The following is a 24672-nucleotide window of genomic DNA, read 5'->3' on the forward strand; positions in this document are numbered from 1 at the left end:
AAAACACTGAGAAACTGTATTTTCCAGTTGAATCCAATAAATAATACGCTTGACTTCCCAAGTCAAGCGTATTCGTCTCAATTAATGTTTAAAATGTCTGACACCTGTCATCACCATGCTCATCCCGTGGGCATCACAATATGCAATGCTGTCCTTATCTTTGATAGAACCTCCTGGCTGTACTACGGCTGAGATCCCTTCATTTCCTGCGATTTCTACACAATCCGGAAAAGGGAAAAATGCATCAGAAGCCATTACCGCTCCTTTGAGGTCAAAACCAAAAGCTTTGGCTTTTTCTATGGCTTGTTTCAATGCATCTACTCTACTGGTTTGGCCTACACCACTAGAAAATAGCTGGTCATGGTTACTTAGAATAATGGTGTTTGATTTGGTATGTTTACAGATCTTTAAAGCAAATACCAAAGCGTCCTTTTCAGCCTCTGTAGGAGAAAGCTTGGTCACGACCTTAAATTGATCTTTGGATTCTGTTTTCAGATCCTTGTCCTGCTCCACAAATCCATTCAATAATGTTTTAACTTGCTTTGTCCCTGCGATATTCATTTTTTGCTTCAATAGGATTCTGTTTTTCTTCCCTTTAAGCAAATCCAAAGCATCTTGGTCAAAATCAGGAGCAATTAATACTTCAAAAAACAATCCGTGCATGGCTTCAGCCGCTGGTAAGTCCACCGTTTTATTGGTGATCAGCACTCCACCAAAGGCCGAAATCGTGTCGGCAGCAAAGGCTTTGTCATAGGCTTCTTTTACACTTTCTCCTAGCGCAACACCACAGGCATTGGTATGCTTAAGGATGGCAAAAGCAGTCTCGTCTTGAAATTCAGCAATTAGGGAAACAGAAGCATCCACATCCACCAAATTATTAAAGGACAATTCTTTGCCATTTAACTGGTCAAATAATGCATTGATGTCTCCATAGAAACGTGCTTCTTGATGTGGATTTTCTCCATACCTTAAATCTTTGGAAGATTCTTCACTGATTTTTAATGCAGGAATATTTCCCTCCTGATTAAAATAGTTAAATATATGCGTGTCATAGTTGGAAGAAACTTTAAAAGCCTGCGCAGCAAAATACTTACGGTCTGCCAATGAAAGTGCACCATCTTGATTTTTTAGTTTTTCTTCCAACTCTCCATATTGGGCCTTGGAAGCTATGATGGTTACGTCTTTGAAGTTTTTGGCCGCTGCCCTGATTAAGGCTATGCCTCCAATGTCTATCTTTTCAATGATGTCTTCCTCAGATGCACCTGAGGCTACGGTCTCTTCAAATGGGTAAAGATCTACTATTACTAAGTCAATAGCCGGAATACCATATTCTTCGGCCTGCCCTATATCTCCTTCATTGTCTCTTCTATGCAATATGCCTCCAAAAACTTTAGGATGAAGTGTTTTTACTCTGCCTCCAAATATGGAAGGGTAGCCCGTCAACTCCTCAACAGGGATAACATCAGCACCTTGGTCTTCGATAAATTTTTGAGTTCCACCGGTTGAATAGATGGTTACCCCCTGGTTTTTTAACTGTTCAATGATCGGTTCCAGGTTGTCCTTATAATATACCGAGATAAGCGCAGATTGTATTTTTTTTTCAGCCATTACTATAGTAATTTTTTATATTCAGTTCTATCTCTAAATTTATATTTTTAAATAAATCGATAGAAAAGGGGATTGTTTGGTGTTTACTTTTGAACTTAACTTTATGAAGTGACAAAGTTAGGAAAATCAAGGCATTAAATCAGACTTTCAATGATTTTTGGATAGTATTTATGTTCCAAAACATGGACTTTTTCAGCAATTTGGTCCGGGGTATCTATTTTGTCTATTTTTACTGCCGTTTGAAAGATAATTTTCCCCTCATCATAGTTTTCATTGACAAGGTGAATCGTAATCCCTGTTTCTTTTTCTTCGGCAGCTTTTACAGCCTTGTGAACATTGTCTCCATACATACCTTTTCCTCCATATTTAGGCAATAAGGCAGGGTGAATATTTACGATTTGATTGGGGAAAGCTTTGATTAAACCTTTGGGAATTTGTAACAGAAAGCCCGCAAGTACAACAAAGTCAATGTGTTGATTGATAAGGATTTCGGTAAGTTTACCGCTTTCCAATTCCGCTTTGGTGAAAGTATGTGTGGGTACACCATGCTTTTTCGCTCTTTCAAGCACATAGGCTGCCTTCTTGTTGGAGGCAATTAATGAAATGCGAGCTTTGGTAGAGCCCTGAAAATGATTGATGATTTTCTCTGCATTTGAACCGCTACCGGAAGCGAGAATGGCAATGTTTTTCAATGTTCAATAGTTTTATTCCTTTTTGTAATATTACAAAGTAATGTTCAATCTCTATTCCTTAATTCTGAACTTAAATCAATGTTATTTGCTAGGGTAATGGATGACTACCTCAGGATGCATGGTGTAAAACCTGAATTTTTCTCCATCATATACAGGAAAGCCACTGGATTTATTGTCACCCATGATCGGGTTTTCTGAGTATTTTGTCCAAGTCTTCAAGTCCGGAGAAACTGCCATATTCATGGTCCAATCACTCCAGTCCTCCAATGATGTGGCATGGTAATAAGCGTAATAGTTGCCTTGATATTTGATTACTTTATTTACAGCTACCCCATACTTGTCATAAGCTTCGGGACCGATTTTAATGATTGGGTCATCCTGAACATTTGTCCACACCTTTCTGTCCTTAGAGGTGGCCAGCCAAATACCCAAATCTCCTCGTTCGTAAAAAAGATACCATACTCCATCTTCTACCCATACTGTAGGTGTTCCGTAGGGGCCGTCACTTATAGGATTCCCATCTACCTTTCTTATATCAATGTCACCTTGGTTTTCCCAGTGGATCCGGTCTGTAGAGGTTAGCATTTTGGCAATGTCTCCTTTACCTTCTGCAAACATATAATAAATGCCATCCTCTTTCCACACCATCATGTCTTCCACCCAACTTTCACTAAAAATGGGATTGTCTTTATAACGTGTCCATTCAATGCCGTCTTCTGAGAAAGCATAGCCTAATTTGAGCATTTTGTCTTTATAAGATTTATCAAAGCCGGTGTACCACATATGATAACCATCTTCTTCTTTCATAATGAACCCCCTTTCTCTAATCCCACTATCCCAGTCATCTTCATTTGCAGCTGTGAAAATAGGGTTATCCGGTAAGGGTGTGAATTTTGTGATTTCGTCAGGGAAAAGTTTTGATTTGTCTTCGGTAATGGCCTCGGGCTCTGTATTGGATTGTTCTTTCTTTCCGGAACAAGAAGTAAAGAGAAAAGGTACAGTGATTAGAAATAGAATAAGAAGGTTGTTTTTCATGGTTAATATGTATTTAATTAGTGACTATAGAAACCCCATGCTTAGTATTCCTGTGAGCATAAGTATTTTTGAAATGGTACTTAATTCAGTAAAATGAGATTTTCGATCTGCCTTATAAATTTTCACCATAAAGAAGATGAACAGTAAACTTAAGGCACCGAAATAAAGAAAGAGTTGCGGTTCATTAATCTTGAATGTGACAAATAAAATAGAGGCTACAAAAAAGAAAGCAATTACGAATATTATTGTTTTGGTTTTCCTAAATCCCAAGACAATGGGCAAGGTCTTACACCCATGCTTCCTATCTCCATTTCGATCCTCAATGTCCTTTAGAATCTCCCGCATTAAGTTAATGAAAAACGCGAATAATGCATAGGTGAGGATTAATAATTCAGATTTTTGATAATAAATGCCAACGATCCAAATGGCAAGTCCTGTTAAAGAAGCTACTGTCAAGTTACCAATGAAGGGCAGGCGTTTGAGTGTGTTACTGTAGAGCCATAATAAAAATGCGGCCACAAAGGTAATCGCTCCAATTTTAGGGTGGACCACTGTACCGATTAATATACCTATAAAATTCATTACGGTATGAAGAATCATTACCATTCTCCTTTTCATGCCCTTGCCGATAACAACCGCTTTAGGCCTGTTTACATAATCAATTTTAACATCATAATAATCATTGATCATATAACCCGATGCCGTAAGAATTACAGTGGATATAATTAGCATATAGAGGTGATAATCGTCCAAAACAGGTGTTCCGGCTTTGGTTGTGCCCACCAAAAAGAAGGCAGTCATAAACTGTGCAAAGGCAACCATAAGCAGGTTTTCCAGACGGATAATCTTGATAAACCCCCCAAAAGTAAATACAGGTGACGCCTTTGGATTTTTCATGTTACAAAACTAATGAGATTACAATCAAACAAGGTAATATGATCAAAATTTATATAGGTTAATGTTGGGGGCAATGACTTGGTAGACAGTGTTTAAAATTCTTCCCTGTCTATAATGCTCTGAGAGATACTGCGGTAAATCTCGGCAAGCTGATTGTTGTAGGCCAAGAAATCATGGTGATTTTCCAGCGTATCAATATCGTCTCTGATTGCCGGTCCTGTTTGAGCTTCAGCTGCACCTAATTGTAGTGTTTTATTCATTTGCTCAATTATTAGCGGTTTTAAAATATCAAATTCCAAGCCTTGCCGTTTCATAATGGACTCTGCTAAAAAGACCATGTGGTTGGTGAAGTTGGCTGCGAAAACTGCAGCTACATGAATTGATTTCCGTTCTTTGGATCGGATTTCATAGGCAGGAGATTTAAGGCTTTTGCAAAGTTTCTTTAATGTTTTTAAAGTCCCTTTATCAGCTGACTCTAAAAGAAAAGGCACTTCTTCAAATGATAGTTCTCTTGTTTTAGTAAACCCTTGTAAAGGATATAAAATGCCGATATAATCTGCCGAACTATAGGACAAAATATTCAAAGCCAATGTGCCGCTGGTATGCACCAGAATACTTCCTTCAGGCAGTAGGATGGCCTCTGCAACGGAGGGCACCGCTTGGTCGCTTACTGCTATAATGAATAGCTTGGCATGGCTCTCAGTAAAATCAAGATGATCTTGAGCTTCTGTAGCATAAAGCCTTGAGGCAAGCTGATTGGCTTTATGGATATTTCTGCCATAAACTTCCAAAATCTCATGTCCCGCATTTTCTAGTGCAGAAGACAGGTGCCAGGCAACATTTCCCGTTCCAATGACCGATACCGTAAGCTTCATGTGTATAAATTTATAAAAAAATAACCCCTAATGTTAATTAGGGGTTAAAATTTAAACCTTTTATTTAATAGCTACTATTCCAGGCCTTTTGCTTTCATCTTTTGAAATTCATCAAATCTTCTATAAATGGCTACCGAAAAACCAATCAGCATAATGACAGTGCCCAGCCATAATACATTGATCATGGGTTTTACCGCTGCTTTCATTACAACGTAGTCTTTTTGATAAGTATTGACCTTAAACACAAATTTGTTTTCTTCAGGAACAATATTATCTACTTCCACCTTGATGCCGAGGTCATGGTCTATATAATCAATTTTACCTACTTGATTTCCTCGGATCAAAAACACCGGAGACAACTCCTTCTTAACGTCATAATCCATGATGCTAAGTACTGCTTTTACAGCAATGTCACCCTCCTCTAAAGCCACTCCATCAATTTCATTGACTACATCTGCACTTTCAAATTGAGTGACAAAGTCATTGATAAAGAATTGCTCTCCAGGAGCTGCATTAATGAATTGATCATCATTCCATTCCGGTTCTTCATAATCATTGATGGCCGATACATGGGTGTAAAGGTCTTTGGTCAAGTACTTCTTAGAATCCGGAGATGAGATCAAGCCCATGGTTGGGTTTGGCTGTGACATTGGAAAAAGGGTGAATTTCAACGCTTCACCTTGGTAATACTCCACCTTAAAATAGGAGTTTTCTTCAAGAACCAAATCCAAAGTATCCCCTTTTTGGAAATAGGTATTACCATCAACTTCAATGTTTTCAAGTGCCAAGGCTTCATTGATGCCTTCCAAGGATTCCATGGCATCTGCTTTAACATAGCCCGGAACGCCTACTACTTTCTTATACCTTCCTCTATAGATGACTTCATAATCTTTCATTTGAAGCGGCTTGTTGATCCAAAGCAGTACATTTTCCTTATTCAGGTCATCTTCCCAATCCTTTTTATACGTCAATCCTGACATATTGATAGAAATGGTGTCTGAATAGCCTGAAGAAAACATGATGCCAATCAAGATCATTCCCAGACCAATATGGGCCAGAGATCCGCCCGCCAACTTGAATGTTTTTCCTTTTAGTAATTTGAGTAGAATGGTGCTATTGGCCACAATGGTGAAAGCTCCGGAAAGAACAATAACGATATAGGTAATGTCGTAAACTTTACCTAGGGTAATGATTATAGCAGCCAAAACCATTGAGATAATATATGGAGTGACCAAAGCATTTTTCAGGTCGTCTTTCGACATTTTATTCCACCAGAAAAACTGTCCAACCCCGGTTAATAAAGCCAAAGCGACGGCAAACCAAAGTTGGAACTTGGTATAGAAGCCTATCTGATCCGCCGGGGGCGCTAAGTTTGAAAGCCCTCCAAATATTTCTACCAAAGCATTGTAAGCAGGGATAGAGGTGGGGACAATTACTTGAAAAGCCATCAAGGCAAGGGTGGTGGCTCCAATGAAAATCCAAAATTCTCTGGAATAAACTGAGGCCTCTTTCTCAGATGTTGGAATGTTTTTCCACTCTTTGACGGTAAGAAAGATGGCTATGGCCAAGAAAAACAACATATAAATGAGTAATTGTCCGGACAGCCCCAGGTCTGTAAAGGAGTGTACAGAAGAATCACCCAATACGCCACTTCTTACCAAGAAGGTAGCATACAATACCAATATAAACGATGCAATTACCAGTACCATTGATGTTTTCAATGCTGTACTGCTTTTCTTGAAAGTGATCATGGTATGTATGGCAGCGACCATGATGAGCCATGGCACATAAACTGCATTCTCTACCGGATCCCAATTCCAATATCCTCCAAAATTCAAGGTCACATAGGCCCAATAGGCCCCCATAATTATCCCCATACCCAAGATCATGGCAGAGAAAATTGCCCAAGGCAATGCAGGCCTGATCCATTCAGAGTATCGCTTGAGTGTCAAGCCTGCGATCAAAAAGGCAAAAGGAACCAAAGTGGAGGCATATCCCAAAAACAAAGTTGGCGGGTGAATGACCATCCAGATATTTTGCAACAGCGGATTTAGGCCGGTGCCATCTTCAGGAATGTATTCCGGATTGATTTGAAAGATTGGTGCCTCCGAAACTTCACGCAACAGCATAAATGGAGAGCTACCTATTTTCAGGTCTCCTATAACGATTCCCAATATCATGGAAACCAAAAAGGCCTGTACGAGTGCAAACACCAACATTACCGGGCCTTCCCAGAATTTATTGGTATGGATAATAATCAGTCCCAAAACTACATCCCAGAAAATCCAAAGGATAAAAGCACCTTCCTGTCCCTCCCAGAAGCTGGAAATCATATAATGTACAGGCAGGCCTTTAGAGGAATGTGAATAGGCGTAAAAGTATTCAAAGCGATGGTTGTAGATAATTTCGAATAAACAAAAGGCTATGGATACCGCTGCAAATCCGTGGATATAAAAGGTGATTCTACTGAAATTTCTCCAGGATGGTTTATCCAACTCACTCGCACGGGTGTAATAATAGTAGGAAACAGCTGAGACCAAGGCACTGACAAAAGCCAGAATTACCATAAAATGCCCCAGGTTACCTATAAAGGTATTCATCATTATAAGGTTCTTTTTGAGTGGATAATAGTTCAGGAAGTAATCAAGATGCGCTTGGTTTTACATCGGTTTCCTGGTATTTTGAAGGGCACTTCATCAAGATTTTTTCCGCCACAAACATTTCTTTGGTTTTGTATGTACCTATGACTACTACTTGTTCTGATCTTTTAAAGTCTGCGGGCACAGGTTCATTGTAATAGACCTGCTGCTCCGTTCCATCATTGTCTACCATAACGAAAGTAAAAGAAGTTTTGTCTTCCCCCACCTCAATACCTTCTACTTCACCGTTTTGACCTTTCTTAAGTTGACCCACAACATGAATTGCTTCCGTTTTTCCATTCAAAGCCATTGTTTTGGCTGTAGAAAAACTTTCATATGTGCTGGCATCACCAATGGAAGTGATAATGATGACAATCGCAACAGCAATAATGCCTAGGCCTAAAATATGTCCTCTTTTCATGATTTAATCGTTATATTTTTTCTCCAAACCACTGATTTTACGGTCAGTTTGTATCACATAAACGAGAATTCCTCCCAAAACAATTCCAATTATGCTGACTAATACGTAAATTTTTCCTTCAGAACGCATTTTATCCGCCATCTCGACACCGGAATTTTGGTAATCCTCTTCTGTAATCCCTATTTTGTCCTGTGCTTTTACGAAAAAGCTGATAAAAAACAGGAAAATAATAATGAACTTTTTCATATTACTGATTGATCAATTTGTCTTCTAAATTTCTTTCCAAGCGCCTAATCCTCACCCTAACAGTACTGATCCAAGCACCTAATAAGGTCCATCCGATAATGGCAGGATAAAAAACCTTTCTAAGGTTGCTGTCCATATCATAAGCGTTAAATCCTGGATTGCCACCATTGCCGGGGTGAAGGCTGTCGGTTAACCGGGGAAGGATAAATATCAAGGGGATAAATACTGCGAATGCGAAAATACTGTATACAGCACTGATTTTGGCTCGCTGATAAACGTCGGTTAATGAGTTTCTCAAAACCAGGTAAGCAAAATACATCAATAGGCCGATGGCAGAAGCATTCAATTTGGGGTCATTTGTCCAAAAATCTCCCCAAGTAAATTTGGCCCAAACCATGCCTGTAGTAATGCCAATTACCCCAAATAATATGGCTGCATTGGTAAATTCTACGGCCATGTCATCATCTTCCAGTTTTCCGGAGCGCAGATGTTTTACCCCATATACTACGGCTACAACCAGCATTAATAACATTCCAAACCACATGGTTACATGGAAGAACAATCCTCTAATTGTTTCATTCAGAATGGGAAGTCTGGGAACATCAATCAATAAACCTGCGGTAATGGTATATGCCAGTAGTACCATGGCCAATACTTTCCACCAATAAGCCTTCATATGCAATCGAGTTTTTAGTGGGTCATGTTTTTCCCCTTGCTTCATTCAGCTATATCACTGAATGCCTGCATTACAACGTTAGTGGATACAGGTTGGGGGTCATTTATAACCTCATTGAATCAACACGCAAAAATAGGGCATATTAAGTGATTTATTTACTTTTATCCCGTTTATTTGCTTAGTGGTAAGTGTAATTGAAATTGTTGATTATAGTACGACTTGTAGAAAGCATATAAACTGCTTTTTTGGAGCAATTGAAAGCTTGCTTTTTTTAGTTTAGTTGCTTGATTTAGGTATTTTATTTGGTTCAGGGTTTAATTAATCTTTTTACTAAAAAATGGTAAAAGGTTGGGCTGAAGCCCTTAAAAATCATAATACGATTCAATGCCCCAGCAAAAGCTGGGGGCTATTGAGTTTTTGGGATTGATTCAAATGGTGGATTTAAGGTTTAAATCAGGTGATCAATCCGCTGGAGAATTTATTTTGCGAGAATGGGGACTTTTTTACTTCTTCCCCAAGCTACAAATAAGGCAATTGCCATAAATACCAAATTCACTCCAATACCTGAGTATTCACCTCGGGAAGCATGAAAAATCGCTGCCAATACCATAACTACTGCAAGCCCGATTGCTGCCCATATCGTTAAAAATGGTTTGATACGAAGCAAGGCAGGAAGGATTAGACCTATACCGCCTAATAACTCACTAATACCAATAAACCTAACCAATCCTAAGGAAGTTGAGGAAACCCATGGGAGTGATTCAGTCAATGCTTCAATAGGCTGTGTAGCTTTCATTAAGCCTGCCAATATAAACATAACTGCCAATAGTACTTGTGCAATCCAAAGAGAGATATGTATTGCTTTGTTTTTTTCTTGATTTGCCATTTTTTAAATGTTTTTAATTGATAATGGCACAAAGTTGCAGCAAAGTGAATCGGTAAAAAATAAGATACCTTAAGAAATGTATTAAGGCTCACTTTTTAGCCATTCTTCTTCTAATACCGCTTAAGTATTCCGGTGTAACCCCAATATAGGCTGCTATTAGTTTGAGAGGAAGCCTTTGCACCAATGTGGGATATGTTTCTGTAAAATCGATGTAGCGCTGTTCTGATGTCGCACTTAGTAGTCCCAGAATTCTTTTGTTTGATGCAATAAGATTGTTCCTAAACTTATTGGCGATGTCTACCACTACCTCTTTATCAAAGCTATCGATATCTTTAAAGTCTGATTTGGAAATCAGAGATATCTCGCAATCCTCAATCGTCTCAATAGAGACGGAGGAAGGTACCTGATTGGTAAAGCTATCCAAATCTGAAATCATCCAATTTTCGGGAGCAAACTGCATAATATGCTCTTTTCCCACCTTGTCTACTGTGTAACTTTTTAAGCAACCTTTTTTTACCAAGTACCCATATTTAGCAATTTCTCCTTGTTTTAAAAGGATTTCACCTTTCTTGTAAGTTTTTAAGGTGTTGATTTTTATGCTTTTCATTTTAAGTTAGGTTGGTCAATTGTTAGGCTTAAATTAAGTCTTTTGGCTAAAGAAATGAAAATTTTCTTTCCTGTTTGTGTTAACCTTCAGAACGAATTTATCAATTTGTTTTTGATCCTTTTGCAAATCTGATTTTGTTTATTGAAGTTATGGACAAATTTATCGAATTTGACTGATTAGATATCCCCAAAAATACCATATCTGTTTATGTCAATAGTCATTTGCGTCCAACGCGAGTATATAGGGTGATTTTAATAGGATATAGCTTTTGTAGTAATGAAAAATTTTATTACCAATCACATGAAAAAAGTATGGACTTGGGTTATAGTTGTCCTCATACAGTGTAATGCATATTCTCAGGTAGGGCTGGGAATTGCTGCAATGGATGGTTTAAGCGATCTTCAGATGGTTTTTGAGCCCGGGCTGAAGGTTGGGGGCTTGACAGTTAGCAAAACATTTCAGCCTTCGTTTGTGGTTACGGAAAAAGGAACATTATTGGTGTTTTGTCAGGGTCGACTATTTGATGGTGAAGACAATGAACCCAAAGTGATCCTCATGAATAAAAGTTATGATTTTGGAAAGTCTTGGGAAGGAGTGGAAGTGATTTCTTCACCAATGAACTTTTTTGCCATATCTCCCTATTCCGCAAATATAGGAGGAGAAGAAAAAATTTCCTTCCTAACCTGTGTGGGATTAAAGGTGACAAAAGAGTTTTATAAGAATGATTTTTCCAAATTAAAGGAAGCTACTGGTATTGATATCGAGGACATAGGAAAGGATAAAGCTTCTGTATTGGTCAAGTATACCTCTTTTGACGATGGTAAATCCTGGACTATGGAGTATCTCAATGGAGACAATACACCACTTTTTAAAGAATACAATGGGTATATTCCTATTTTTATGAATACAATTGGACAAGTTCATCAAATACCAAAGGGTCCAAACAAGGGGAGAATGATCATTGCCGCTCCAATTTACTCAGTGCCTTCCGGGAAGGAAGTCACAAATAATTTTAGGGATTATAAATGTTCAGGTTCAGGAATTATTTATAGCGATGATTTTGGAGATACATGGAAAATGGATGGGATGATTACTGATTATCTAGCGAATGAGGCTTCTGCAGTTTCTATAAAGGAAGGAAAAGAAATCCTTATGATTCGGAGAATAAATAATTTTGAAAACTACAAAGAATATAATACTATAGAAATGATGAGTTTGGGGCGAAATCAGCGAATAGCCAATCTAAGTGGCGATGGTGGAAAATCCTGGTCGGATCCATTTTTAATCGGCATTAGCGAAATAGCGTGTCATGGAACTTTGGCAAGAAGGAATAACCGATTGTATTTCTCAATTCCGCTCGGACTTCAAGATATTAATCAAAAGAAAATAGAATGGGATGATGACCGCATTAGAGGTGCGGTATTTTACAGTGATGATGAGGGGAATACTTGGAAATCAAAGGTTATTGAACCTTCCTATTTTTCTTACAGCACCTTAGGGAAATTAAACAATACATCAATGATTACTTTCTTCAGTCGTGGAGGTCATGGTAGATTTGGTATCGGATATAGGGTATTCTCAGATGAATGGCTGGAAAATTAATAATGGATAAACCCGGATTAAGTAAAAAGGCATCTATTACGCGTTGAAACCACTTTAAAATCAGCTGCTTTGTTGCTATTTCCCGAATACCCATCTTCCTGATAAATCGTAACCTGTTATGAGTATAATTATTTTTTAGAAAGTGAATATCCCTCTAGTGGGGCTATAGCCAAAAATTAGAGAGAAAAAAGGTCATTAAAAATCACATCTGGAAATCTATAGCTTCGGCAGGCTCAGCCACCGTATCGCGATAGTACTAGCTACTAGCTCCTCCATAAATAGGGGAAAAGCAGGTAGGAAGTGGCCATTACTATGGCATTAATAGCCATAAGGGTTAGGATTTTTTCTGCACTGATCCCTCTATCCAGGCCATCTATGGCGCTTTTGGAAACTTGAATAGCCATTAAGAGAATGGGGATCATCACCGGAAAACTTAAAATAGCCATCAGTGTTCCATTGTTTTTGGCCTTAGAAGCAATGGCAGAGACCATCGTCAATGCAGCTGAAAAACCTATGGCTCCCAGCAAGAGGTTCAATAGAAATAAGGGCTGATCTGCTACGGGATTACCAAAAACAATCCCGAAAACCACATAACCTAAAAGTGCCAAAACCAAGGTGAGCCCTGTATTGTAAATGGTTTTTGAGAGAATAATGGCTTCAGGAGAAGCAATCATAAAATAGTAGAGTTGCCGGCCATCCTGTTCCTGAACAAAACTTTTGGCCACTGCATTTACAGCAGAAAATAAAATTATTATCCAATATAAAGCATTCCAAATGGGAACCTGCAAATTACCCTGGCCTGTTCCCATGCTCAAATAGGCGATGAATACTGCACTGGTCACATATAGAAGTATTCCATTGAGGGCGTACTTTTGTCGCCATTCCAATAGGGCCTCTTTTTTTACCAGTAATACTACTTCCTTCCACATAGTAGAGGCAAATATAGGTACCTAAGACTAAATATTTCTCCCAATAAGGATAATTTTATGAATTGCCACTGGTCTATTTCTGCCTTTTCACGGTTATTAATAAAAAGTATATTTATCATTGAAATTAATATGTAAACCTTTTGAATCCCGATTATTAGGTTCAATTCAATTAAAAAAACCATGGATTTTGACAATGACAGGAGAAAATTTTTAGGAAAAATGGCATTAGGAACGCTGGCAGGACTGGCTCCTTGGAATAGTTTAATGGCCAACTCACCAATTAAGGCGAAAGCAGTAGAAAAAGCTTTTATTCCTGTAATGCTTACCCCTTATAAAGCAGATAAGACAGTTGACTATAAAGGGTTAAAGAAACTGACAGATTATTACCTTGAATCAGGCGCTCGCGGGTTATTTGCCAATTGCCTGAGTAGTGAAATGTATGACCTCAGCCCGGAAGAAAGGTTAAAAGTTACAAAAACGGTGGTAAAAAAAGTCAATGGAAAATTCCCTGTAGTTGCTACGGGCTCCTTTGGCAATACTGCAGCAGAAAAAGCAGAGTTTACCAAAAAGATAGCCGATACAGGCGTAGATGCCGTGATTATGATAACTTCTCACTTTGCAGAAAAGGGTGAATCTGATGATGTTGTAATTAAAAATCTTGAAGATTACCTTTCTTTGACCGGAAATATTCCATTGGGAACATATGAGTGTCCATCACCATACAAGAGAATTCTTTCTCAACCTGTTCTCAAATTTTTGTTGGAATCCGGTAGGTTCGTTTACCATAAGGATACCTCTGAGGACATTGATAATATCATAGAAAAACTTGAGACTGCTAAAGGAAGTAAGCTCGGATTGTACAATGCTCATATGGGAAGTGCTGCAGCTTCTCTTCGCAATGGCGGAGCAGGTTTGTCTCCAATCGCAGGGAATTATTATCCCGAAGTGATCGCTTGGCTATGTAAGCATGCCGATAATTCAGGGAAAAAAGAGCAAGTAGATTGGTTGCAAGAAAAATTGCGGGATATGGAATCAAGAATAACAAAAAATTATATGATTTCTTCGCGGTATTACCTCAACAAGGAAGGCTTGGATTTGGAGTTGGTGAGTAGACGTGCGAAAAACCCACTTACCGCTGATCAAAAAGACGTTGTTGATCAGTGTTATGCCGAAGTTCAAGAATGGAAACAAAAATTATCCATATAACAAACCCTCTATTAACCAGTGAAAAGGGCTTTCTTGAATTAAGAAAGCCCTTTTTTAATTCAAAGATCTTAACAGAAAAAAAATTGGCATAGGATTTATTTTATGGTGTCAAACCCTAAATAAGGTACCAAAACTTTAGGCATTTTGATTCCTTCTTCCCCTTGGTTGTTTTCCAATATAGCGGCCATAATTCTAGGAAGAGCAAGGGCGCTTCCATTGAGCGTATGCGCCAACACTGTTTTTTTATCTTTATTTTTAAAACGTAACTTCAAACGATTGGATTGATAGGTTTCAAAGTTACTTACAGAACTAACCTCTAGCCACCTTTCCTGCGCTGCAGAAAAAACTTCCATGTCAAAAGTTAAGGCAGAAGTAAAACCTAAATCACCCCCACAAAGCCTTAGCACCCTATATGGCAATTCGAGTTTTTGAAGCAAACTTTGTACATGAAGGCTCATCTCATCAAGGGTCTTGTAAGAGTTGTCCGGATGCGTAATCTGTACAATTTCCACTTTGTCGAATTGGTGAAGCCTGTTCAGGCCCCTAACATGAGCCCCCCAACTTCCTGCCTCTCTCCTAAAGCAAGGTGTATAACCGGTGTTTTTGATAGGTAATTCCTCTTCTTGCAAGATGGATCCACGGTACATGTTTGTTATCGGAACTTCTGCAGTTGGGATGAGGTAAAGCCCATCTTCTTGGGCAAAGTACATTTGGCCTTCTTTGTCAGGAAGCTGACCGGTGGCATAGCCACTTTCTTCATTGATCAAAATGGGAGGTTGAACTTCCGCATAACCGGCTTTTTCTGCCTCATCTAAGAAAAAATTGACTAATGCTCTTTGTAATTTAGCACCTTTGCCTTTATAAACAGGGAATCCTGCACCGGTTATTTTGACTCCTAATTCAAAATCAACAATGTCGTATTTTTTTATCAAATCCCAATGAGGGCTTTTATTGCTGTCTTCCAGATTGGGAATCATCCCATTTTCTAACACCACCTCGTTGTCTGTATCTGAGTTGCCGGCAGGAACAGATGCATGAGGAATATTCGGGATGGTATAGAGTAGCTGGGTAAGTTCTTCCTCTGTTTGGGAATATCGTTCCTCTAGCGATTTCACTTGTTGCTTTATCTCAGAAGTTCTTTCCTTTATCTTATTTGCTTCTTCTTTGTTTCCCGACTTCATTAATTGGCCGATTTGCTTGGAGATAGCGTTTGATTCAGCCTGAAGGTTGTCTCTGTCGAGTTGGATTTGTTTTCTTAGATCCTCTAACTTTAATGCATTCCCGAGCAATTCTTCAGGATTTTCAATATTCCTGGCGCTTAGCCTTTCGCAAGCATGGGCAAAGTTTGCTCTTATTTCATTTACCTGAAGCATATACTGATACTTTGATTTGCAAGTTTAAATTTTAGGATGCAAAGATAAGGAATAAGTTCTGAGTTAAGGGGGCAAATGACTGATAATTTGGATGGGCGGATTGGCAAAACAGCCCTAAATGCCTATCTTCAACTTTGAAATTTTAACCACAGAAATATTGATTATGAAATCAAATTTTATTGCAATTTTATTTTGTCTTTTCACAGTTTCTATAGTAGGGGCGCAGGAAAGACCTTTAAAAATCATTATGATAGGTGCCCATCCTGATGATTGTGATATAAAAAGTGGTGGCACAGCAGCTCTTTTCGTGGAGATGGGGCATCAGGTAAAGTTCGTTTCTGTCACCAACGGTGATGCCGGTCATATGGAAGAGGGCGGAGGTATGCTAGCCAAAAGGAGAATTGCAGAAACCCAAGAAGTAGCCAAGAGGTTGGGAGTTGTTTATGATGTACTGGACAATCACGATGGTGAATTGTTGCCAACGCTGGAAATTAGGCTTCAACTTATCCGTAAAATTAGAGAATGGGATGCAGATGTAGTCATTGCCCCAAGGCCCAACGACTACCACCCTGATCATCGCTATACAGGGGTATTGGTACAGGATGCTGCCTATATGGTGGGTGTGCCGAATGTGGCTGCAGATACCCCTCCGCTAAGCAAAAATCCGGTATTTTTGTATTTTCAAGATCATTTCCAAAAACCAAACCCATTCGAACCTCACATAGCAATCGATATCACACCTGTAATTGACAAAAAAATACATGGCCTTGACGCCCATGAGTCTCAATTTTATGAGTGGTTGCCTTGGATAGGAGGGTATGCTGATGAGGTGCCAGATGGTAAAGTTGAAAGGATTGCCTGGTTAAAAGAAAAAAGAGGGGGAAGGATCAATGCTGCTGTAAGGGAAAGCTTGGTCAAATGGTATGGGGCCAGCAAGGCAGCTCAAGTGAAGTATGCAGAGGCTTTTGAAGTTTGTGAGTACGGCACCCAGCCTTCGGAAGAAGAATTAAAACGCTTATTTCCTATGTTAGGAAAATAAGCAGTCGATCAATAAAAAAGAATAATATTTTAATATAAATGAAGGGAAAAAATGTTTTGGTCACAGGTGGGGCCAGTGGGATAGGTTTGGCAATAGTAGAGAAATTTGCTGCTTCAGGCGCCAATGTCTATTTATTGGATTTTAATAAAGAAAACGGAGAAGAAGTATCCGTTAAGTTAAGGGAGAAGGGCTATGCTGTCTTTTTTAAGCAAACGGATGTGTCCGATCAATCTCAGGTTTCAGCAGTTATTGATTCAATTTCAGGGGAGATCGATGTATTGATCAACAATGCGGGGGTATCCCATATTGGAGATCTTGAGTCTACGGAAGGAGCAGATCTGGACCGTTTATATGCTGTAAATATTAAAGGCGTTTTTCACTGCTCCAAGGCTGTGATTGGCAGGATGAAAGCCAATGGGGGAGGTGTAATTATCAATATGGCCTCCATAGCGGCCACAGTTGGTATTCCTGACCGTTTTGCTTATTCAATGAGTAAAGGTGCCGTGCTCAATATGACCCTTACCATTTCGAGGGATTATGTCAAAGACAATATTCGCTGCAACGCCATCTCTCCTGCAAGGGTGCATACACCATTTGTGGACAATTATATTTCAAAAACCTATCCGGGCAAGGAAGAGGAAATGTTTGAACAGCTTGCAGCTACTCAGCCCATCGGAAGAATGGCAAAACCTGAAGAAGTAGCCAATATGGCTTATTTTCTGGCCTCTGATGAAGCGAAGTTTTTGACTGGTGCTGATTATTTGGTAGATGGTGGATTCTCTAACTTAAAAATGTAATTACTTAAAACAATTATAAAAAGATGAAATTAATAAGATTTGGAAATGTGGGTCAGGAGAAGCCCGGAGTGATAACCTCAGAAGGAAAAAAAATTGATTGTTCGGCTTTTGGTTCAGACTGGACGGCTGACTTCTTAGGGGATGTGAGTAAGCTAAGTGAACTGGAAGTATGGCTGGAAGCGAATGCTGCGGATTGCCCAGAGATTTCTGCCGATGCCAGGTTAGGATCTCCGGTTCCTTTTCCTTCAAAAATCATTTGTGTAGGCTTAAATTACTCCTTGCACGCCAAAGAAAGTGGTATGGCAGTTCCTGAACAACCTGTTTTGTTTATGAAGGCTACTTCTGCACTTTCAGGTCCTTTTGATCCTATTGTAATACCAAAAAATTCCAAAGCTACCGACTGGGAGGTGGAATTGGCAATAGTGATCGGTAAGAAAGCCAATTATGTGTCTGAAGAAGATGCCATGGATCATGTATTTGGTTATGTGCTTCACAATGATGTCAGTGAAAGAGACTTTCAGTTAAGGCATGGAGGTCAATGGTTGAAAGGGAAAAGTGCAGATTCTTTTGCCCCTCTTGGACCAAACCTCGTGAGCAAAGATGAGATTGCAGACCCGCATAATTTAAGGTTATGGTTAAAGGTAAATGGAGAAATGTTGCAGGACAGCAATACCTCAGATTTGGTTTTTAATATTCCTCAATTGGTTAGTCATATCAGTCAATACATGAGCTTGTTACCGGGCGATATCATTAGTACAGGAACTCCTGCCGGAGTGGGTATGGGATTGAAGCCACCAAGATATTTGAAAGCGGGAGATGTTGTGGAGTTAGGAATTGATGGCTTAGGTGTATCCAAGCAAGTCGCCGAAGACTACCAAGACTAAGTAAAAAATAAGTAAGAAAAAACGGGCGGAATTAATTTTCTGTCCGTTTTTATTATTCGTCTACTTTATCAAGATAGACTTTCAAGTGAATACTCATTTTTTCTCTAAATGTTGCTGGTGATCCTTTTTGTAGTTCAGTCAACAAATCACGATGAGTGACGGCATTTTTGACTTCAGATTTACTAATGATTTGCCCGCTATGAACCAAGTTGAATATTGGCAATAACATTTTTTGAAACCGCAATAAAGTTTGATTGCCTGAGATTTCATACAACATGGAATGAAATTCCACATCATACCTATTTTTCAAGAATTTGTCCTTAGTTTCTTCTTCGTTACTTACAAGTTGTTCAAGCTTCTCCAGGTTTTCTTTGGTTTTTCTTATAAATAGAAAATCTGTAATGCCCATTTCTAGCACCAATCTTAATTCAAAGATATCCTGCAAGGTTGCACTGTCCAATAGCATTGGGTTAAGTACACGTTCAAAACTTCCTAAAATATCAGGCTGGGTTAATATTATCCCCCTATTCCTTTTGGATTCTATTAAACCTAGGGTTCTAAGTCTTGAAAGGGCTTCTCTTAAAGCAGTCCTACTAACTCCCATAGATAAGGCCAGTTCCGATTCTTTTGGAATGGCATCCCCAGGTTGAAGATTGGCCTCTGCAAAATATTCTCGTAGGTTTTGTTCTACCCTGTCTACCAAAGAAAGGGAGGTGTCTAGAACAGGTTTAGGCTTGACATTGTGTGTGTTCACTTGTGTGTTTTTGTTTTCCGAATGTTGCAAATATAATAAGTATTATTAAATCGATCCTTGAAGGAGTGCTTGGTACTAAAAAGGCATGGTCGGAATTTTGGTTAATTCTGCTTATTTCTCTGGTCTTAAAGAGTTGCGGAGCACTATTATGATAAATTTACAATAATATAGTTTTAAATAGTATATATACTACATAAATTTTAACAGAAAGCTTTTAAAAACCTTGGTGCTAATTGGGCTTGCGTTATTTCAAACGATGGTATAGGGTTTGATTTTGTAATAATGTTGATTTTAAGTACTTTAGGTTATTGGAAATATTTCATTTCGGATAAATACGATTTTTAATTTTATTGCTGGATACGCTGGTCGAATAAGTCTGATAAAAATTGGATGATTAAAGTGGGTTAAAATTAGACAGGTATTTAAAGGTAATTTATAGCAATTGGTTTAATGGTGTTTGTTCAGAGTATTTAAGTTAATTTTTTTTAAGAATTAATTTTAAGACTTAATGAATCCATTTTATACAAAATAATATTTTGAATTTCCATTCGGGGAGTGATATCCCCTAAGTTTTGGATGGCTGGATTTTGAAGAGAATAATTTTTTATTATATTTGAATAAATAATACATATTTTTTAATACTTTACCAGTTGTTAATAAGTTATTTATAGCTAATAATTTTCAATTCAAAATATAAAATAGGACAAATATGATTGAGAAACTCTACACACATTGGTGGCAATCCGTTTTTATAATGCTTCTATTAGTAACCTTCTCTGCTGAGAGGGCGTGGGCACAGACCCAGACTGTCACGGGGACCGTTTATTCTAAAGAAGATGGAACAACCATACCGGGAGTCAATATAATAAACGTTGGGACCGCAACTGGAACGGTTACCGATATGGATGGGAAATTTTTCATAGATGTTTCCGGTAACAATACCATTCTAAAATTTTCCGCCATAGGCTTTCAGGTACAAGAAATCACAGTAGGGAACCAAACCAATATTGACGTGACCCTGGAAACTGCTTTGGGAGCTTTGGATGAAATAGTGGTTATTGGTTATGGGGAGCAGTCAAGAGAGAAATTAACTTCCGCGGTAAGTACATTGGATACCAAGGTGCTTGAAAACGCTCCCTTAGGAAATGCCGCTTCTGCACTACAAGGAACGGTGTCCGGTGTAAGGGTTCAAACATTGAGTGGACAGCCCGGAGCTTCTCCCAGAATAATTGTAAGAGGGGGTACATCTATTAATAATCCTAATGGTGCGGAACCTTTATATGTAGTAGATGGAGTAATCAGGGATGATATACAGGGAATCAACCCTATGGATATAGAATCCATGCAGGTGTTAAAAGATGCGGCTTCCACTGCTATTTATGGAGCAAGAGCTTCCAATGGAGTAGTGATCTTGACCACAAAGTCGGGGAAAGCGGGAGATACAAAGGTAACCTACAGGTATACCATTGGTGCTTCACAATTACGCAAAAAATATGATTTATTATCTGCCAGGGATTATATTTATTATTCAAGGCTAGGTTTGGCTGCAACCGGCATTAAGTCACCATTTAGGCTTGCTCAATTAGATGGAGCATTTGGTTATGGTATTGGGAATGACCTTAGTAACAATACTGCCTACACCACTCAATATTTGACTCCAGAGAATGAATACAAACTGAGTGAAGGCTGGCAAAGCATGCCTGATCCGGTAGACCCTAGCAAAACCATTATTTTTGATGAGGTAGATTGGCAAGAGGTGCTTTTTAGAACCGCCATGACACAAGATCATTATTTGAACTTATCTGGAGGAACGGAGAAAGCCACCTTTAATTTAGGCGTTGGTTATTCAGATATGGATGGGATAGCAATAACTACCAATTATAAAAGATTTACTGCCAATATGAACGGTAGGTTGCAAGTAAGTGACAAGATGTTCGTTTTTGCAGGTTTAAATTTTACACGTTCCACGGATAATTTGGTTTACAGTGAAAACAACTTGTTCGAACGATCCATTGCTACACCTCCGACAGCAAAATATGCCTTTGAAGATGGAACCTTGTCTCCGGGGGTGAATCGTTCTTTAGGTAATCCGATTTACCACTTAAATCGTAGTAATAATGACAATACTTTAACCTTGTTGACCTTAAGTGGTGGGGCTAATTGGGAACTTGCTCCCGGCTTGAGCTTTGAGCCTTCGGCCTCTCTTTTTACGAGAACAAATACTGCCAATACATTTTTGATGTCCTACCTCAACTCACCTACGCAATTGGTGGAAGATAGAAATGCTACCGGGAGTCAGACGAATTGGGAGCAGATTCAGTTTGATGCGGTTTTGAATTATGAGAAAAGTTTTACTGAGTTGCATAACTTCAATGCTACTCTTGGATATTCTATGTATCAAAGAGACAATTACAGTCTTTTTGCACAAGGCCGAGGAGCAGCTACGGATTTGATTCCTACCTTGAATGCCTCAGGAGAACCTGTACAAGTTTCCAGTTCCAAAGGGAAGCAATTAATCCTTGGTTATTTTGGAAGAGCCAATTATGATTTTGAAAACAAATACCTAGTATCTGTAAGTGCCAGGTATGATGGAGCATCTAACCTGGGTTCTGCTTATAAATGGGGTTTTTTCCCGGGCGTTTCCGCAGGATGGAATTTACACAATGAATCTTTCTGGGATGCTCCGGCAGCAATAGATAAGTTCAAATTGAGAGCGAGTTATGGTCTTAACGGTAATTTAGGTAACCTAAGTGATTTCCAAGCACAGGGTGGTTATAGTGTGGGAGCCATTTACCAAGGAAATGCTGCTGTTGAATACACAACTATTGCAAATCCAGACTTGAAATGGGAGCAATCCAGAACCTTTGATATTGGTTTTGATGCAAGTTTATTCAATAACCGCCTCAGTGTTTTATTTGATTATTACCAAAGAGAAACTTCCAATTTAATTACTACCCTGGCCATGCCGAAGTTGACCGGTTTTACCAGTGTGTTGACAAACCTCGGAAGTTTAGAAAATAAAGGAGTGGAGCTGGAAATTAGTTATAACATTTTGGAAACCCAGGATTGGATGTGGAATGTAGGCTTCAACGCTTCTTATGTAAAAAACAAGATCTTGGAACTTCCGGAAAATGACAATGAAAACAATAGAATTGGAGGTTTTAATGTGTATGATCCTTCGGTTGGTGATTATGTATGGAAAGGTGGTTTACAAGAAGGAGGTCAGATTGGAGAAATGTATGGCTATCAGTACTTGTCAGTTTTTGCTACTGATGATGAAGCAGCAGCTGCCCCTCAGGATATGATCATGGCCGGACCTGACCGAACCAGGTATGGAGGAGATGTGATCTGGTTGGATGTTGATGGCAATGATGTGATCGACACCCGAGATAGGGTTTATATGGGAAATATCTTCCCAAAATGGACCGGAGGCTTTTCGAATAATGTAAATTATAAGGGGATTAATCTTTACTTGAGAATGGACTATACCACCGGACATACCATCTACAACTATGTGAGGGCCAATTTGGATGGAGAGTTTGTAGGGAATACCAATATGAGTTCAAATATTGCAAGGTCTTGGGAAAACCAAGGAGATGTAACGGACGTGCCCAAGTTTTACTGGGCAGATCAAGTGGCACAGAGCAATTACTGGAGAGGAGATCCGAGAAATCTAAACAATGGTGCAGGTAGTTCGATGAATTATGAAAAAGGTGATTTCCTAGCTTTAAGAGAACTTACCTTAAGTTACGATTATTCAGCCGGTTGGTACAAAAGGATTGGGATTGAAGGCGTTCGCCTCAACCTAACAGGGACCAACTTATTTTATTTGACAGATTTTAGTGGTCTTTCTCCGGAAGAAGGAGGAATGAATAGGGGGCGTTTTCCTGTTCCGCGTAACCTCATGCTAGGTATAAACCTTTCCCTTTAATTAAGTCCGGATCAAACACAAAAAAAATCATGAAAAAATTAGTTAATATAAAGATATACCTTCTAGGAGTCGCTATTTTTCTACTTAATTATTCCTGTACAGAACCATTGGAATTAGCCCCTATAAGTTCAATTGGCGCTAACTCTTTTTGGCAGTCTGAACAAGATGCTTATGGAGGGATAGTTGGGATGTACAACCAGTTTAGGGATTTGTCTAGCAGAACCCTCTATTTTATGGGAGAAGCTAGGAGTGAGATCATGAGTGAAGGACTTCAGAATGCGGATTATAGAAGAAAGTATTTTGAAAATGATATGAATGAGAGTAATGCAGACCTTGATTGGTTGCAGTCCTATAAGGTGATCAACTATGCCAATTTGGTCATTACAAACGTTCCAAATATCACTTTCCCTAATGAAGACAATAAAAATGATCTACTGGCTCAGGCTTATAGCATGAGGGCCTTTATGTACTTTGTTCTTGCCAAAACTTGGGGAGGTGTTCCTTTGATTACAACACCTGTTGAAGGATTTGATGCAGAAACTACATTTCAGGAAAGGGCTGCTGTTTCTTCAATTTTTGAATTGATAAAAGCTGATTTAGAAAAAGCCATTGAACTTTTTCCAAACAATGGTTTTGATAATGGTCGTTCGATGTGGTCCAAGCCAGCGGTCAATACGCTTAAAGGGGACGTTTATTTGTGGACGGGAAAAACCATGGATGGAGGTGATACTGACATAACAACGGCATTGAGTGCGTTGAGTGAGGCTAGAACTGCTGACCTTGAGCTTTTGGATAATTACTCTAGGGTTTTTGATTTTGACAATAAGGGAAATAATGAAATTATTTTCTCTGTACATTTCAATGATTTTGAGGTGTCTAACAATTTGTTTTCAGACATGTACATTAATTCTCTAGATTTAAAAGAATCTTATGGAGAAGAAACCCTTGCCACCATTGGCACCCCGGGAGGGTTTAATTGGTGGGCACCATCAGCTACCATGCGCAATCAATTTACAGATGAGGATAGTAGAAAAGATGGAAGCTTTTTCGAAATTTATGACAAAGATGAAAACAATACCTTTATAACATCAATTGTGAAAAAAGGGGACGGTTATACAGAATCAGGATCCCGATGGTTTTTAGATGATATTGTTATTTACAGGTATGCTGAATTATTATTGCTAATTGCTGAAGCAAAAAACGCCCTTGGTCAGGACCCCTCAGCTGAAATGAATGAGATAAGAGCAAGAGCTTATGGTGAGAATTTCTCTAGTTTTGAATTTGTGAGTGCTTCTCAAGAAGAAAATGATGAGGCCATTTTACAGGAGAGGTTGTTTGAATTGGCTTTTGAAGGGAAAAGATGGTGGGACCTCATTCGTTTCAACAAAGCATTTGAGAAAGTACCTTCCTTACAGGGTAAAGAAGGCCAAGATTATCTTTTGGTTTGGCCAATTACTTTAGAAACCATTAGTTTAAATTCTAAAATTACCCAAAACCCGGGTTACGAACAGTGAAAAATAGGCAGTTATAAACCCATAAACACACCTTAGCCAATGTTAATGATTTATCGATTTT

Annotated in this window: 21 protein-coding genes; 7 read left to right on the forward strand and 14 right to left on the reverse strand. The window is 38.8% G+C overall.

Annotated elements, in window-relative coordinates; genetic code table 11:
• Window positions 1-81: 81 nt before the first annotated feature.
• From purH to ACYVHJ_RS21760, 11 genes are all read right to left on the reverse strand, one after another.
• Complete coding sequence (gene purH / locus ACYVHJ_RS21710) at window positions 82-1608, reverse strand: bifunctional phosphoribosylaminoimidazolecarboxamide formyltransferase/inosine monophosphate cyclohydrolase (protein WP_460519196.1); 1527 nt, start codon at window positions 1606-1608, stop codon at window positions 82-84.
• Between the two features lie 134 nt (window positions 1609-1742).
• On the reverse strand, window positions 1743-2300 hold the full coding sequence (purN, locus tag ACYVHJ_RS21715; RefSeq protein ID WP_460519199.1) for a phosphoribosylglycinamide formyltransferase: 558 nt from the start codon (window positions 2298-2300) through the stop codon (window positions 1743-1745).
• A gap of 81 nt (window positions 2301-2381) precedes the next feature.
• A complete protein-coding gene (locus tag ACYVHJ_RS21720) occupies window positions 2382-3335 on the reverse strand; it encodes a glycosylase (RefSeq protein ID WP_460519202.1) in 954 nt (317 codons plus the stop codon).
• 24 nt (window positions 3336-3359) lie between these two features.
• Window positions 3360-4232, reverse strand: a complete 873-nt coding sequence (locus ACYVHJ_RS21725) for a geranylgeranylglycerol-phosphate geranylgeranyltransferase (RefSeq protein ID WP_339904586.1) — start codon at window positions 4230-4232, stop codon at window positions 3360-3362.
• Between the two features lie 92 nt (window positions 4233-4324).
• Window positions 4325-5107, reverse strand: a complete 783-nt coding sequence (locus ACYVHJ_RS21730; RefSeq protein ID WP_460519206.1) for a Rossmann-like and DUF2520 domain-containing protein — start codon at window positions 5105-5107, stop codon at window positions 4325-4327.
• A gap of 74 nt (window positions 5108-5181) precedes the next feature.
• Window positions 5182-7710: a heme lyase CcmF/NrfE family subunit gene (gene ccsA, locus ACYVHJ_RS21735; RefSeq protein WP_460519209.1), complete on the reverse strand. Its 2529-nt coding sequence runs from the start codon at window positions 7708-7710 to the stop codon at window positions 5182-5184.
• 40 nt (window positions 7711-7750) lie between these two features.
• Entirely contained in the window at window positions 7751-8167 is a 417-nt protein-coding gene (locus ACYVHJ_RS21740; protein ID WP_339902305.1) for a cytochrome c maturation protein CcmE domain-containing protein, read from the reverse strand.
• 3 nt (window positions 8168-8170) lie between these two features.
• Window positions 8171-8413 (reverse strand): CcmD family protein, encoded by a 243-nt coding sequence (locus ACYVHJ_RS21745; RefSeq protein WP_303615129.1) that lies wholly within the window; start codon window positions 8411-8413, stop codon window positions 8171-8173.
• 1 nt (window position 8414) lies between these two features.
• Window positions 8415-9089 carry a cytochrome c biogenesis protein CcsA gene (ccsA, locus tag ACYVHJ_RS21750; RefSeq protein ID WP_339902304.1) on the reverse strand — a complete coding sequence of 225 codons (675 nt, stop codon included), beginning with the start codon at window positions 9087-9089 and terminating at the stop codon, window positions 8415-8417.
• 478 nt (window positions 9090-9567) lie between these two features.
• Window positions 9568-9975 (reverse strand): DoxX family protein, encoded by a 408-nt coding sequence (locus tag ACYVHJ_RS21755; protein ID WP_339902303.1) that lies wholly within the window; start codon window positions 9973-9975, stop codon window positions 9568-9570.
• Window positions 9976-10063: 88 nt separating this feature from the next.
• A complete protein-coding gene (locus ACYVHJ_RS21760; RefSeq protein ID WP_339902302.1) occupies window positions 10064-10582 on the reverse strand; it encodes a Crp/Fnr family transcriptional regulator in 519 nt (172 codons plus the stop codon).
• 276 nt (window positions 10583-10858) lie between these two features.
• Between ACYVHJ_RS21760 and ACYVHJ_RS21765 the strand changes: the two genes are divergently transcribed.
• Entirely contained in the window at window positions 10859-12184 is a 1326-nt protein-coding gene (locus tag ACYVHJ_RS21765; protein WP_460519217.1) for a sialidase family protein, read from the forward strand.
• A 263-nt stretch (window positions 12185-12447) separates the two neighbouring features.
• On the opposite strand, the gene ACYVHJ_RS21770 is transcribed toward ACYVHJ_RS21765, so the two are convergent.
• On the reverse strand, window positions 12448-13113 hold the full coding sequence (locus ACYVHJ_RS21770; protein WP_339902300.1) for a heme exporter protein CcmB: 666 nt from the start codon (window positions 13111-13113) through the stop codon (window positions 12448-12450).
• A gap of 180 nt (window positions 13114-13293) precedes the next feature.
• On the opposite strand from ACYVHJ_RS21770, the gene ACYVHJ_RS21775 reads away from it, so the two are divergent.
• Window positions 13294-14319 carry a dihydrodipicolinate synthase family protein gene (locus tag ACYVHJ_RS21775; protein WP_339902299.1) on the forward strand — a complete coding sequence of 342 codons (1026 nt, stop codon included), beginning with the start codon at window positions 13294-13296 and terminating at the stop codon, window positions 14317-14319.
• 95 nt (window positions 14320-14414) lie between these two features.
• Here the strand turns inward: ACYVHJ_RS21775 and serS are convergent, their stop codons facing one another.
• Window positions 14415-15692, reverse strand: a complete 1278-nt coding sequence (serS, locus tag ACYVHJ_RS21780) for a serine--tRNA ligase (protein WP_460519222.1) — start codon at window positions 15690-15692, stop codon at window positions 14415-14417.
• 163 nt (window positions 15693-15855) lie between these two features.
• Here serS and ACYVHJ_RS21785 point away from each other — a divergent pair, with 163 nt between their 5' ends.
• Genes ACYVHJ_RS21785 through ACYVHJ_RS21795 form a run of 3 tightly spaced genes read left to right on the forward strand, consistent with a single transcriptional unit; the run spans window position 15856 to window position 18412 of the window.
• Window positions 15856-16731 (forward strand): PIG-L deacetylase family protein, encoded by an 876-nt coding sequence (locus ACYVHJ_RS21785; RefSeq protein WP_460519225.1) that lies wholly within the window; start codon window positions 15856-15858, stop codon window positions 16729-16731.
• A 38-nt stretch (window positions 16732-16769) separates the two neighbouring features.
• The gene (locus ACYVHJ_RS21790) at window positions 16770-17528 is read left to right on the forward strand and encodes an SDR family NAD(P)-dependent oxidoreductase (protein ID WP_460519228.1); all 759 of its coding nucleotides are present in this window, start codon (window positions 16770-16772) and stop codon (window positions 17526-17528) included.
• A gap of 23 nt (window positions 17529-17551) precedes the next feature.
• Entirely contained in the window at window positions 17552-18412 is an 861-nt protein-coding gene (locus ACYVHJ_RS21795) for a fumarylacetoacetate hydrolase family protein (protein ID WP_460519233.1), read from the forward strand.
• Between the two features lie 52 nt (window positions 18413-18464).
• Here the strand turns inward: ACYVHJ_RS21795 and ACYVHJ_RS21800 are convergent, their stop codons facing one another.
• Window positions 18465-19166 carry a FadR/GntR family transcriptional regulator gene (locus ACYVHJ_RS21800; protein WP_460519236.1) on the reverse strand — a complete coding sequence of 234 codons (702 nt, stop codon included), beginning with the start codon at window positions 19164-19166 and terminating at the stop codon, window positions 18465-18467.
• A 709-nt stretch (window positions 19167-19875) separates the two neighbouring features.
• Here ACYVHJ_RS21800 and ACYVHJ_RS21805 point away from each other — a divergent pair.
• Both ACYVHJ_RS21805 and ACYVHJ_RS21810 read left to right on the forward strand, forming a co-directional pair.
• On the forward strand, window positions 19876-23097 hold the full coding sequence (locus tag ACYVHJ_RS21805; RefSeq protein ID WP_460519239.1) for a SusC/RagA family TonB-linked outer membrane protein: 3222 nt from the start codon (window positions 19876-19878) through the stop codon (window positions 23095-23097).
• A gap of 29 nt (window positions 23098-23126) precedes the next feature.
• On the forward strand, window positions 23127-24611 hold the full coding sequence (locus ACYVHJ_RS21810) for a RagB/SusD family nutrient uptake outer membrane protein (RefSeq protein WP_460519242.1): 1485 nt from the start codon (window positions 23127-23129) through the stop codon (window positions 24609-24611).
• Window positions 24612-24672: the final 61 nt, after the last annotated feature.

This window comes from Cyclobacterium sediminis (assembly GCF_054781075.1).